This window comes from Wolbachia endosymbiont (group B) of Aricia artaxerxes (assembly GCF_964026975.1).
Taxonomy (GTDB): domain Bacteria; phylum Pseudomonadota; class Alphaproteobacteria; order Rickettsiales; family Anaplasmataceae; genus Wolbachia.
Window position 1 is genome coordinate 1,043,183 of record NZ_OZ034718.1, and the last position, 14,237, is coordinate 1,057,419.

General features: G+C 34.5%; 8 protein-coding genes and 2 pseudogenes. 6 read left to right on the plus strand and 4 right to left on the minus strand.

The window, feature by feature from the left end:
- Positions 1 to 204: 204 nt before the first annotated feature.
- From AAGE00_RS04705 to AAGE00_RS04715, 3 genes are all read right to left on the minus strand, one after another.
- The gene (locus tag AAGE00_RS04705; RefSeq protein ID WP_341815166.1) at positions 205 to 2,949 is read right to left on the minus strand and encodes an ankyrin repeat domain-containing protein; all 2,745 of its coding nucleotides are present in this window, start codon (positions 2,947 to 2,949) and stop codon (positions 205 to 207) included.
- Positions 2,950 to 2,975: 26 nt separating this feature from the next.
- Entirely contained in the window at positions 2,976 to 3,923 is a 948-nt protein-coding gene (locus tag AAGE00_RS04710) for an IS5 family transposase (protein WP_341815167.1), read from the minus strand.
- A 159-nt stretch (positions 3,924 to 4,082) separates the two neighbouring features.
- Positions 4,083 to 9,623 carry an ankyrin repeat domain-containing protein gene (locus AAGE00_RS04715; protein ID WP_341815168.1) on the minus strand — a complete coding sequence of 1,847 codons (5,541 nt, stop codon included), beginning with the start codon at positions 9,621 to 9,623 and terminating at the stop codon, positions 4,083 to 4,085.
- A 580-nt stretch (positions 9,624 to 10,203) separates the two neighbouring features.
- Between AAGE00_RS04715 and AAGE00_RS04720 the strand changes: the two genes are divergently transcribed.
- Positions 10,204 to 10,374, plus strand: coding sequence for a hypothetical protein (locus AAGE00_RS04720; protein ID WP_264953188.1), 171 nt, complete (start codon positions 10,204 to 10,206; stop codon positions 10,372 to 10,374).
- On the opposite strand, the pseudogene AAGE00_RS04725 reads toward AAGE00_RS04720, so the two are convergent.
- A pseudogene (locus AAGE00_RS04725) lies at positions 10,369 to 11,069 on the minus strand (IS6 family transposase). The gene AAGE00_RS04720 and the pseudogene AAGE00_RS04725 overlap by 6 nt on opposite strands.
- Positions 11,070 to 11,158: 89 nt before the next feature.
- Between AAGE00_RS04725 and AAGE00_RS04730 the strand changes: the two are divergent.
- The 5 genes and pseudogenes from AAGE00_RS04730 to AAGE00_RS04750 form a co-directional block, all read left to right on the plus strand.
- Positions 11,159 to 11,815, plus strand: a pseudogene (locus AAGE00_RS04730) (terminase gpA endonuclease subunit); the annotation flags it as partial.
- Position 11,816: 1 nt separating this feature from the next.
- Positions 11,817 to 12,050, plus strand: coding sequence for a gpW family head-tail joining protein (locus AAGE00_RS04735; RefSeq protein ID WP_213863749.1), 234 nt, complete (start codon positions 11,817 to 11,819; stop codon positions 12,048 to 12,050).
- A 39-nt stretch (positions 12,051 to 12,089) separates the two neighbouring features.
- A complete protein-coding gene (locus AAGE00_RS04740; RefSeq protein ID WP_007302904.1) occupies positions 12,090 to 12,377 on the plus strand; it encodes a hypothetical protein in 288 nt (95 codons plus the stop codon).
- Positions 12,378 to 12,470: 93 nt separating this feature from the next.
- The gene (locus AAGE00_RS04745) at positions 12,471 to 12,668 is read left to right on the plus strand and encodes a type II toxin-antitoxin system RelE family toxin (RefSeq protein ID WP_019078751.1); all 198 of its coding nucleotides are present in this window, start codon (positions 12,471 to 12,473) and stop codon (positions 12,666 to 12,668) included.
- A gap of 128 nt (positions 12,669 to 12,796) precedes the next feature.
- Positions 12,797 to 14,200, plus strand: a complete 1,404-nt coding sequence (locus AAGE00_RS04750; RefSeq protein WP_213863747.1) for a phage portal protein — start codon at positions 12,797 to 12,799, stop codon at positions 14,198 to 14,200.
- Positions 14,201 to 14,237: the final 37 nt, after the last annotated feature.

The window sequence follows — 14,237 nt, forward strand, 5'->3', positions numbered from 1 at the left end:
ACGTTACCCAAACTTCTATATCAAAGCTACGTGCTGTAAGTTCAATATGGAAAACACATTAACCACTTAGCATTTTATGTCTACTTCATCCATTTTAGTATTAGGACCATCAAACTTGGTCTGGTATCCCTAATTATTTTGGCTACCTTCACTTTAAATTTTCCACTACTTGGCATATTATAGCTGCACCTCTTATATTATAACCTACCTATTGATATTACCTCCAAGTTTGGTTACTCCTATCTCAGAAAGACAAGTTGATACTTTTGAATGGCTGTGAACTGAAGCATTACTTAAATAACTTTGAGGCTCTAAACTCATTTGCTTTGTATCATCAACTTCTAATCTACCATCTCTGTTGTGTAATATCTGCTCTATTGATTGATTTAGCAGGCCCTTATCAAATTGCGCTATAAGTTTGTCAAATTTCTTCGGACTTAATTTACCAGCTTCTCCGCCAGGACATGCTTTCTCTATATGTGAGTTTAAAATTCCTGAAATCTCATTATATTTACCTCTTATGATTTTTCTTTTAACTTCTTGCTGTATTTCCACAAAATCAATATTTAATCGATGCATTGATATGCCACTTCTTAATGCAGCTTGATTTACTACTTTCTCAAATCCCTCTGTAATATTTAATGCATAGCCCTGTGCTTCTAATGGTGGTATAGACTGACCTACCGTGGAAATATACTTTTGACCCGTGACCTTTCTAACCAGCACATCAAGTAATAGTATTGTACCATCTACATCCATCGGTTGTGATATTGAACTTTTAGTATTTAATTTTTCCTCAGACAGAGTAGCTCTCGAACCTAATAACCCACTCATAGAGCTTTTCACCCAACTAAATAAACAGTTTATCCACGAAGATGGCTTACTTGCCCCACTTGCAGCTTGATTATTATTTTCCCTGTTATAGTCTATCTTATTACTCTGTAATGAATTATCTGATACAAGCTCATTATAATAGTAGTGCAAATCTTCAATCTCTTTTGGTAATTCTTTAGATTCGATACTACGACGGCTACGAAGAGCACCTTCTGACTTAAAGTATTTTATTATATCTAAACGATTAAGCTTAGTAGCTATGTTCAGAGGAGTGTCGCCATCACTGTTTTTAACATTAACATCAGCTCCTTCTTTTATGAGATATTTTACTATATTCAAGTGATCAAATTTAGCAGCAAAATGCAAAGAAGTATAACTATCATTACTCTTAGCATCAACATTGGCTCCTCTGTCTAAAAGCTCTTTTACTACTTTTAACTGACCATAGCTCGCAGCCAAGTGTAGAGGAGTACAATCATCATTGTTTTTAGCATTGATCCTAGCTCCTTTGTCTAAGAGTTTTTTTACTGCGCTCAAATGACCATTCAGAGCAGCCAGATGTAGAGGAGTGGAGTCATCATTGTTTTGGGCATCAATCCTAGCTCCTTTTTCTAATAAAAAGCCTATCAGACCTGAGTTATTATCCTGAGCAGCATAATGTAGTAACATATAACCACTCTTATCTTTGTAACCTAAAAGAAAATTTACTACTTCTGACTTATTTTCGTTGTTTGCCAATTCTAAGGGCGTTAAACCATCATTGTTTTTAGCATAAATTTTAGCTCGTTCATCTAAAAGCTTTTCTACTACTTCTAAATGACCATGCTCTGCAGCCATATGCAGAGGAGTAGAGCCTCTGTTATTTTTAGCATTAATATCAGCTCCCATATCTAAAAGCTTTTCTAATACTTCTAAATGACCATACCTTGCAGCTACATGCAGAGGAGTATAACCTCTGTTATTTTTAGCATTAATCTTACTCCCCCTATCTAAAAGCTTTTCTAATACTTCTAAATGACCATACCTTGAAGGTACATGCAGAGGAGTATCTCCACTATTATCTTTAGCATTAATATCAGCTCCTTTCTCTAGAAGCTTTTTTACTACCTGTAATTTACCATTTAAAGTAGCCAAGTGCAGAGGAGTATTTCCACTATTATCTTTAGCATTAATATCAATTCCTTTTTCTAATAAAAAGCCTATGAGACTTGGGTCATTATCTAAAGTAGTATAATGCAACAACGTATAACCGTTCTTATTTTTGTAACTTAAAAGGAAATTTACTATTTCCAACTTATTTTCATTATCTGCTAATACCAAAGGCGTTAAACCATCATTGTTTCTAGCATCAACCTTAGCTCCCATATCTAAAAGTTCTTTTACTATATCTAAATGACCTGTGAAAGCAGCCAAGTGCAGAGAAGTATAACCAGCATTATTCTTAGCATCAATCTTAGCTCCTTTCTCTAGAAGCTTTTCCAACACATTTAAACGATCATACTTTGCAGCCATATGCAGAGGAGTAGAGCCTCTGTTATTTCTAGCATCAACCTTAGCTTTCCTATCTAAAAGCTTTTCTAATACCTGTAATTTACCATTTAGAGCAGCCGTATGTAGAGGAGTATTACCTTTATTGTCTTTAGCATCAACCTTAGCTTTCCTATCTAAAAGCTTTTCTAATACCTGTAATTTACCATTTAGAGCAGCCGTATGCAGAGGAGTATTTCCACTATTATCTTTAGCATTAATATCAGCCCCTTTTGTCAATAAAAGATCTACTAAATCTGAGTTATTATTCTTAGCAGCATAATGCAGCAACGTATAACCGTTCTTATCCTTGTAACCTAAAAGAAAATTTACTACTTCTGACTTATTTTCGTTGTTTGCTAATTCCAAAGGTGTTAAACCATCACTGTTTTTAGCATCAATATCAGCCCCTTTCTTTAGAAGCTTTTTTACTACATTTAAATGACCATGCTCTGCAGCCATATGCAGAGAAGTGTAACCATCATTATCCTTAGCATTAGTATCAGCCCCCTTATCTAATAAAAGGTCTACTAAATCCGAGTTATTATTCTTAGCAGCATAATGCAGCAAGGCTTTGTTGCATAGCACTGATAGGCATGTAAATCACAGTGAATTTACGCAGCTAATTTAAATTCAGCCATACCTATATCAGTAAATTTGTTCAATAAGTAGCACTTAATTAACAGCTCTTTTTCACGATTTACCTCTGATTTATTTTTCAAGCCAAACCCAAATATTTGCTTCAACCTATAGAAAAAGACTTCAATATAAGACCGTGCTCCATACTTAACTTTTTTCTTCCATTCATTAATACCATCTTCATAATTCTCATATGACCTAATTCTACTAATATACTTGTTTCTTTCTGATAAGTAGTCAGCTAAACAAATTTTAGTATCCTTCCTAGGGCGAATAATAGGCACAATATTGTATTTTCTGCATTCTTTATACACACTTTTTATATCATAAGCCGCATCTGCTCGAATAGAACAAATGTTATATTTATCACTGACTTCTTCTAACATATCGCAGACCGGCAAATAGTCTACAGCAACACCACTAGTGTAGTTCATGCTTATTGCTTTCTTATCATTTATGTTTAAAACAACATGTAATTTTCTTACTTGACCATAACCACTGTATTTTCTTTTTCGAATATTAAGCTTACTATGCCCACCGTTATTATTGTAGATACTAACTCTAGTGCTATCTACGGCAATTTCAACATTTTCCAGATCATCTTTATTGCTTCTATGGTCATCAATCTTCAAATTAAGCTTTTTAAATCTTCTGGAAGCTTGTGTATAGCTGATAATCTTAAGTTTTTTGCCTATTTGTACCATATAACCTTTTACAAAACCTACAGCTTGTCTCAAGCCAATTCTAAAAAGATGAACTATTATGTGTATTAAAATTACAACTTTATCACTATAAGTGTTATTGCCACCTGCAACTTTTGGACTATTTTCATACCAATTTTCTATGGCTTGATTAACAAAATGAAAAACATTTCCTCTTTTTTTGAGAAACTCGTTATATTCTCTTTGGTTACTTACTCTCATTTTTTAAAGTTAAGTATGGAGCACGGTCTTATATTGAAGTCTTTTTCTATAGGTGGCATAAGTTGTACTTGTTTGAAAAATGCCTATTTTACAACAAAATTCGTTAGTAGCCATATATTAAAAAGCTTTTCTTCTTACAATAACCTCAACCAACACTAGCTATGCAACAAAGCCATGCAGCAACATATAACCATTCTTATCCTTGTAACCTAAAAGAAAATTTACTACTTCTGACTTATTTTTGTTGTTTGCTAATTCTACAGGTGTTAAACCATCACTATTTTTAGCATCAATATTAGCCCCTTTTTCTAAAAGCTTTCTTACTACATCTAAATGACCATTTAGAGCAGCTTCGTGTATAGGATAACCGATGTTATTCTTAACATCAATTTTAGCTCCCTTGTCTAAAAGTTTTTCTACTATATTTAAATAACCATATCTTGCAGCTACATGCAGAGGAGTATAGCCATAATTGTCTTTAGCATTAATATCAGTCCCTCTATCTAAAAGCTTCTCTACTACATTTAGATGATCTTTGAAAGAAGCTACATGCAGAGGAGTATAGCCATAATTGGCTTTAGCATTAATATCAGCCCCTCTATCTAAAAGTTCCTCTGCTACATTTAGATGATCTTTGAAAGAAGCTACATGCAGAGGAGTACAGCCATAATTGTCTTTAGCATTAACATCAATCTCTTTTTCTAATAAAAAGCCTATGAGACTTGGGTCATTATCTAAAGCAGTATAATGCAACAACGTATAACCGTACTTATCTTTGTAACCTAAAAGAAAATTTACTACTTCTGACTTATTTTCGTTGTTTGCCAATTCTAAGGGCGTTAAACCATCATTGTTTTTAGCATCAACCTTAGCTTCTCTATCTAAAAGCTTTTCTACTACTTCTAAATGACCATGCTCTGCAGCCATATGAAGAGGAGCAGAGCCTCTGTTATTTTTAGCATCAACCTCAGCTCCCATATCTAAAAGCTTTTCTAATACTTCTAAATGACCATGCTCTGCAGCCATATGCAGAGGAGCAGAGCCTCTGTTATTTTTAGCATCAACCTTAGCTCCCATATCTAAAAGCTTTTCTAATACTTCTAAATGACCATGCTCTGCAGCCATATGAAGAGGAGTAGAGCCTCTGTTATTTTTAGCATCAACCTTAGCTTCTCTATCTAAAAGCTTTTCTACTACTTCTAAATGACCATGCTCTGCAGCCATATGAAGAGGAGCAGAGCCTCTGTTATTTTTAGCATCAACCTCAGCTCCCCTATCTAAAAGCTTTTCCAGCACATTTAAACGATCATACTTTGCAGCCATATGAAGAGGAGTAGAGCCTCTGTTATTTTTAGCATCAACCTTAGCTTCCCTATCTAAAAGCTTTTCTAATACCTGTAATTTACCATTTAGAGCAGCCGTATGTAGAGGAGTATTACCTTTATTGTCTTTAGCATTAACATCAGCTTCCCTATCTAAAAGCTTTTCTAATACATTTAAATGACCGTATCTTGCAGCTACATGTAGAGGAGTACAACCTTTATTATCTTTAGCATTAATATCAGCCCCTTTTGTCAATAAAAGATCTACTAAATCTGAGTTATTATTCTTAGCAGCATAATGCAGCAACGTATAACCGTACATACCTTTGTAGCTTACAAGAAAATTCACTACTTCTGACTCATTTTCGTTGTTTGCCAATTCTAAGGGCGTTAAACCATCATTGTTTTTAGCATCAACCTTAGCTTTCCTATCTAAAAGCTTTTCTAATACCTGTAATTTACCATTTAGAGCAGCCGTATGCAGAGGAGTATTTCCACTATTATCTTTAGCATTAATATCAGCCCCTTTTGTCAATAAAAGATCTACTAAATCTGAGTTATTATTCTTAGCAGCATAATGCAGAAACGTATAACCGTTCTTATCCTTGTAACCTAAAAGAAAATTTACTACTTCTGACTTATTTTCGTTGTTTGCTAATTCCAAAGGTGTTAAACCATCACTGTTTTTAGCATCAATATCAGCCCCTTTCTTTAGAAGCTTTTTTACTACATTTAAATGACCATGCCCTGCAGCCATATGTAGAGAAGTGTAACCATCATTATCCTTAGCATCAATATCAGCCCCTTTCTCTAGAAGCTTTTTTACTGCATTTAACTTACCATAACTTACAGCTACATGCAGAGGAGTAGAACCATCATTATTCTTAGCATCAATATCAGCCCCTTTATCTAATAACAAGCCTATCAAATCTTGGCCATCAGCATAAGCAGCATAATGCAGCAACATATAACCGTACTCATTTTTGTAGCTTATAAGAAAAACTACTATCTCTGATCTACCTTCATTGTTTGCTAATTCTAAGGGCGTTAAACCATCATTGTTTTTAGCATCAATATCAGCCCCTTTCTCTAGAAGCTTTTTTACTACATTTAAATGACCATGCCCTGCAGCCATATGTAGAGAAGTGTAACCATCATTATCCTTAGCATCAATATCAGCTCCTTTGTCTAATAAAAAGTCTACTAAATCTGAGTTATTATTTTCAGCAGCATAATGCAGCAACGTATAACCGTACATACCCTTGTAGCTTACAAGAAAATTCACTACTTCTGACTTATCTTCGTTGTCTGCTAATTCCAAAGGTGTTAAATCATCACTGTTTTTAGCATCAATATCAGCCCCTTTCTCTAGAAGCTTTTTTACTACATTTAAATGACCATGCCCTGCAGCCATATGTAGAGAAGTGTAACCATCATTATCCTTAGCATCAATATCAGCCCCTTTCTCTAGAAGCTTTTTTACTGCATTTAACTTACCATAACTTGCAGCTACATGCAGAGGAGTAGAACCATCATTATTCTTAGCATCAATATCAGCCCCTTTATCTAATAACAAGCCTATCAAATCTTGGCCATCAGCAAAAGCAGCATAATGCAGCAACATATAACCGTACTCATTTTTGTAGCTTATAAGAAAAACTACTATCTCTGATCTACCTTCATTGTTTGCTAATTCTAAGGGCGTTAAACCGTCACTGTTTTTAGCATCAATATCAGCCCCTTTCTCTAGAAGCTTTTTTACTACATTTAAATGACCATGCCCTGCAGCTACATGTAGAGGAGTACAACCTTTATTGTCTTTAGCATTAATATTAGCCCTTTTCGTTAGTAAAAAGTCTATAAAATTTGGATCATTAGCTAAAGCAGCATAATGTAGTAATGTATAACCGTACTCATTTTTGTAGCTTATAAGAAAAACTACTATCTCTGATCTACCTTCATTGTTTGCTAATTCCAAAGGTGTTAAACCATCATTGTTTTTAGCATTAATATCAGCCCCTTTCTCTAGAAGCTTTTTTACTACATTTAAATGACCATATCTTGCAGCTACATGTAGAGGAGTACAACCTTTATTGTCTTTAGCATCAATATCAGCCCTTTTCTTTAATAAAAGGTCTACTAAATCTGAGTTATTATTCTTAGCAGCATAATGCAGCAACGTATAACCATTTTTATCTTTGTAACCTAAAAGAAAATTTACTACTTCTGACTTATTTTCATTATTTGCAAGTTCTAAAGATGTTAAACCATCATTATTTTTAATATCAATCTCAGCTCCCTTGTCTAAAAACTTTTTTACCATATTTAAATGACCACTCAGAATAGCAATGTATAAAGGAGTAGAGCCATAATTGTTTCTAGCATCAATATCAGCCCCTTTCTCTAATAAAAGGTCTACTAAATCTGAGTTATTATTCTTAGCAGCATAATGCAGCAACGTATAACCGTACTTATCTTTGCAACCTAAAAGAAAACTTACTATTTCTGACTTATTTTTGTTGTTTGCTAATTCTACAGGTGTTAAACCATCATTATTTTTAGCATCAATTTTAGCTCCCTTATCTAAAAGCTTTTCTACTACATTTAAATGACCATATCTTGCAGCTACATGTAGAGGAGTACAACCTTTATTGTCTTTAGCATTAATATTAGCCCTTTTCTCTAATAAAAGGTCTACTAAATCTGAATTATTATTCTCAGCAGCATAATGCAGCAACGTATAACCGTTCTTATCTTTGTAGCTTATAAGAAAAACTACTATCTCCGACCTATCTTCATTGTTTGCTAGTTCTAAAGGCGTTAAACCATCGTTGTCTTTAGCATCAATTTTAGCTCCCTGATCTAAAAGCTTTCTTACCATATCTAAATGACCATACCTTGTAACCAGATGCAGAGGAGTAGAATTATCGTTATCCTTAGCATTAATATCAGCCCCTTTTGTCAATAAAAAGTCTATAAAATTTGGATCATTAGCTAAAGCAGCATAATGTAGTAATGTATAACCGTACTCATTTTTGTAGCTTATAAGAAAAACTACTATCTCTGATCTACCTTCATTGTTTGCTAATTCCAAAGGTGTTAAACCATCATTATTTTTAGCATCAATTTTAGCTCCCTTATCTAAAAGCTTTTCTACTACATTTAAATGACCATATCTTGCAGCTACATGTAGAGGAGTACAACCTTTATTGTCTTTAGCATTAATATTAGCCCTTTTCTCTAATAAAAGGTCTACTAAATCCGAGTTATTATTCTTAGCAGCATAATGCAGCAACATATAACCATTCTTATCCTTGTAACCTAAAAGAAAATTTACTACTTCTGACTTATTTTTGTTGTTTGCTAATTCTACAGGTGTTAAACCATCACTATTTTTAGCATCAATATTAGCCCCTTTTTCTAAAAGCTTTCTTACTACATCTAAATGACCATTTAGAGCAGCTTCGTGTATAGGATAACCGATGTTATTCTTAACATCAATTTTAGCTCCCTTGTCTAAAAGTTTTTCTACTATATTTAAATAACCATATCTTGCAGCTACATGCAGAGGAGTATAGCCATAATTGTCTTTAGCATTAATATCAGTCCCTCTATCTAAAAGCTTCTCTACTACATTTAGATGATCTTTGAAAGAAGCTACATGCAGAGGAGTATAGCCATAATTGTCTTTAGCATTAATATCAGCCCCTCTATCTAAAAGTTCCTCTGCTACATTTAGATGATCTTTGAAAGAAGCTACATGCAGAGGAGTACAGCCATAATTGTCTTTAGCATTAACATCAATCTCTTTTTCTAATAAAAAGCCTATGAGACTTGGGTCATTATCTAAAGCAGTATAATGCAACAACGTATAACCGTACTTATCTTTGTAACCTAAAAGAAAATTTACTACTTCTGACTTATTTTCGTTGTTTGCCAATTCTAAGGGCGTTAAACCATCATTGTTTTTAGCATCAACCTTAGCTTCTCTATCTAAAAGCTTTTCTACTACTTCTAAATGACCATGCTCTGCAGCCATATGAAGAGGAGCAGAGCCTCTGTTATTTTTAGCATCAACCTCAGCTCCCATATCTAAAAGCTTTTCTAATACTTCTAAATGACCATGCTCTGCAGCCATATGCAGAGGAGCAGAGCCTCTGTTATTTTTAGCATCAACCTCGGCTCCCCTATCTAAAAGCTTTTCTAATATTCCTAAACGACCATATCTTGCAGATAAATGCAGAGAAGTACAACCATCATTATCCTTAGCATTAATATCAGCTCCCATATCTAGAAGCTTTTCTACCATATCTAAATCACCATACCTTGCAGCTATATGCAGGAAAGTGTAGCCTTTACCGTCTTTTAGCATTAACATTACCCACTCCCTTAAGAGGCTCTTCAATCTTAAATTCAATAATAAGATAATACTCTATTTCTACTATCTTTAATAATATAATCATTTTTAGAACTCAAAACCAACTGTTGTGAGAAGTGTTTGTTTTGGGATGGTTTGGTCTACCGCTAGATCCGTGCGAACTTTTCTTTATATCAATTTATTATATAGTAAAAGCAGCTATATTAGCCTACTTCAGCCATATTTACATGCGAACCAATTTACTTGGCTTTGTTGCAAAAATTTCAAGCTTCTATTTTCATAACGCAGCTTTTGCTTAAATTGTTCTCACAAATATACGATCTTTTTATGTTTTTTGGAGAAAGTAAATAATTCAATTCCTTATAACACTAATTAGTATGGTCTTTTCATTAAATTTATCCTTTCAAAAAGACTATGCTTTATTCACCTGCTTTAATGGTATTATAATATTTTACACCTAAACCTACTCTATAAAAATTCACAATACGAATTAGTAAATAGATTATATTCAAATTGATTGTATTTATGATATATAGCGCATACAATATATTACTTGTTTATTTTAGTAGGGGGTATAGGTATGTTTAGTTTTAAGCAGGTAGTACAATATAATTTATTTGGTAGTAACGACCTTGAAGGCAATTCATCTTGTGAATTTGAAGATTTTCCTGAAGAGGTATTTGAGAGGTTCTGTCGCATCTATAAATTGTGGTACAAGAAGATCGTTAAACTGGGATTATGGGAGTTATAGAGCAATTAGCATAGCAAAATTCTCAAAAGTAGAAACATTATCATTAGCCCCGATAATTTGTCTTTTTTGAATCATACGAATATTTTCTATGCCGGTAATGGTAATCTTTGCGGAGTGGAAGCTCTTAAAACCAAGCATTGGCTTTATTCGTTTTTTGATAAATCTATGATCTTGTTCGACAATATTATTTAGATATTTTATTTGAAAAACCATGATTCTACAATCTTCAGAAATTTCTGTATTCAAATCATCAAGAGCAGCAGTATTACTGCCGCTTTTATCAATTACTACTTTCTCAGGAAGGTTATTCTCTCTAAAGGCTTTACGAAAGAACGCAAGTGCCGCAGACTTGTCTCTACGAGCACACAACAGAAAGTCTACAGTATTACCAATAGTGCTCTGTATAGATAAACCCATTTGCCGTTTAATTTAACGTAGGTCTCGTCCATTCTCCAGCTACTGCCAACCTGCTTCTTCCTTTTCCTTACCGCTTCATCTATCAGTGGCACAAATCTGATAACCCACCTTTGTAACGTAGCATGATCAATTTTTGCTCCCCTTATACTCAGCATTTCTTCCAAATCTCAATAGCTCAAAGAGAATCTACATTTCATATATACAGATAACATTATTATCTCTGCTGAAAAGCTAAATCCTTTGAAATATGGCAATAATTTTGAACTAATACGAAACATCTTTGCTTTTTTTTTAGATGATCATATCACTTCTTTTCTACTTTCCTACAAATGTTACATACCAGGATTTATAGATGCGACAGAACCCAATAGACTACCGAGTATTTGAAGGAGATACAGGAGTAGGAGAAGTATGGGGAAAGCTTTCAGAGTTACTCAATCATCATTTTATCGGTGAAAATGATCTTGAATATATGATAAGCATGATGGCAGTTGATGCAGGGTATGCAACGCAGGAAGTTTACAACTGGGTGAGAAGTCATCAAGGGTCTGGAAGAGTAATGGCAGTGAAAGGTGTAAATAAAGCACTAGTGCCGCTGAGTAGCCCAAGTAGAGTTGATATAACAGTTGGTGGTCAAAAGCTAAAGAGAGGAATAAAGCTCTGGCCAGTAGGAGTATCGATATTAAAGTCAGAGCTTTTTCAATTACTTAATGTTTTAAAAAACGGGGAAAAAGAAAAAGTGCCAGCAGGATATTGTCATTTTCCTGAGTATGCACCTGAATATTTTAAGCAACTAACGGCAGAGCAATTAGTCAGCAAAGTAGTAAAAGGATACACTAAACAAGAGTGGCAGAAGGTAAGAGAAAGAAATGAAGTACTAGATTGCCGAATTTACGCAAGAGCAGCATCGATAGCACTGGGAGTAGACAGATGGCCAGAGAGTAAATGGAATAGTTTAAGTGGAAAAATGGAAAGCAAAAAGCCTAAAAAAGTGAGGCAAAGTAAATGGTTGAATGAGAAGTAAAATGTACAATCAAGAATATTTAAGTCAAGTCGAAGAAGCGATAAAGAAGCTGCAAAACGGAGAGCGAGTAGTATCAATTGCATATGGTGACCATGTTGTGAGATATGCTGAAGTTCAGATAAATGACCTGCTAAGCTTAAGACAACGTATTAAAGCTGAACTGAAAGTTGCAGGTGTGAGACCGAAGAGAAGAATTGTGATTGCGACAAGTAAGGGGATTGACAAAATTGTGTAAAAATGTTATAGTTTAAAATTGGTATTTTCTAGTTAAAATATGGATCAAAGTCAAGAAAGGCTTAATGTTAATGTAAATTTTGAGGGGGAATTTGCTCACTACCTTATAGAAATGGCAAAAGTTCAAAATAGAACTATAGGAGAAGTTGTAAAGGACCTAGTGGAAGAAGAAATTGAAGCAAGCAAATTATCTGAAGAAGATGATGAAATAGATGAAGTAGATATAAAGTTGGCTAAGCTTTCTCTTGAGCGTGATGCTAGAGGTGATGAAGAAATTAGAAGTGAGGATGTAGATTGGAATAGAATATTATCTGCAAAAACAGTCTAAAGGTGGAGATACAAGCTGGGATACGATATTATCTATTCAAAAAGAGTTCTTGAGGAGGACTTTCTTGCATTACCACAAACGATAAGATCTAGAGTGAGAAGAGCTGTAGATAGTCGTCTTGCAACCAACCCTAAAGCAATAGGTAAAGCATTATCGCATGAATTCAAAGGGTATTTTAGGATACGAGTAAGTGATTATCGTGTAATTTATAGGATAAACTACTTAAAACACACAGTAACTATTACTGCAATGGGACATCGGAAGGACATTTATGAACGCAGCCCAGAATAAGCGTTGGTATTTGTGCAAGAGCCTCATGCATAATTTATAAAGTGTTAACAGCCAGACTCTCCAGCAGCTTGCTGTAATTTTTTAATGTCAAATTGCGCAACAAACTGCTGCATAATCAAAGAGGCAAAATGCTATTAAAATCGTTCAAACAACTATTTAGTAAGCCAAAGATAAAAGGCTCAGCGTGGGATGCAGCAGACTCAGGAAGAAGATTTTTTCACTTTCAACCAGAGTTAGGAAGTATAAACAATTTGCTGTCTCAAAGCCTTGAAACTTTACGTAGTAGATCACGTGATATGGTGAGAAAAAATCCTTACGCTGCAAATATAATTGATACGATAGTAAGTAACTCTATTGGAACAGGAATAAAACCACAATCAAAAGCAAGAGATGGAGAATTTCGAAAGAAAGTACAAGGATTGTGGCTGAAATGGACAGATGAAGCAGATAGCTGTGGAATAAGTGATTTTTATGGATTACAAGCTCTAGTATGCAGAAGTATGATAGAGGGAGGAGAGTGTTTTGTACGTTTAAGAACGAGAAAGCTGGAAGATAAATTTTCTGTACCATTACAACTGCAAGTACTTGAGTCTGAACATTTAGATAATAAAACAAATCAAACTTTAGGAAATGGTAATGTAATAAGAAACGGGATTGAGTTCAATAGACTTGGGCAAAGAGAAGCATATTACTTATTTAGAGAACATCCAGGAGAAGGCTCATTTGGAGAATCAGTGAGAGTGCCAGCAAATGATGTTTTACATATCTATAGACCATTAAGACCTGGGCAAATTAGAGGAGAGCCATGGCTTTCGAGTATACTTCTGAAACTTTATGAGCTTGATCAATATGATGATGCAGAGCTGGTGAGAAAGAAAACTGCAGCAATGTTTGCTGGATTTATTACGAGACTCGATCCTGAAGCAAATATTTTAGGAGAAGGCGAAGCAAATGAGCAAGGAGTAGCACTATCAGGTTTAGAGCCAGGAACAATGCAGCTTTTAGACCCAGGAGAAGACATAAAATTTTCAGAACCATCTGATGTTGGTGGAAGTTATGAAGCGTTCATGAGACAGCAGCTGAGAGCTATTGCAATAGGCACAGGAATAACATATGAGCAACTAACAGGAGATTTAACAGGTGTTAATTATTCATCTATTCGTGCAGGGTTAATAGAGTTCAGAAGAAGATGCTCAATGTTGCAGCATAATATTATGGTATATCAGTTTTGCAGACCTATATGGAATAGATGGCTAGAGCTTGCTCTTTTATCTGGAAAACTTTCTACAACAGATGATCAAACGCTGAAAGAAGTAAAATGGATATCTCAAGGGTTTGATTGGGTGGATCCACTGAAAGACCAACAAGCACAACAGATGGCAGTAAGAAATGGATTTAAGAGTCGCTCAGAAGTTGTTTCAGAATTGGGTTACGATGTAGAAGAAATTGATCAAGAAATAGCAGAAGATCAAAAGCGTGCTGATTCTTTCAACCTTCTCTTTGATTCTGATGTCAGGACACAAACAAAATAAATCTCATTTACATTATGAAAATTTGATTCTGTCGCAT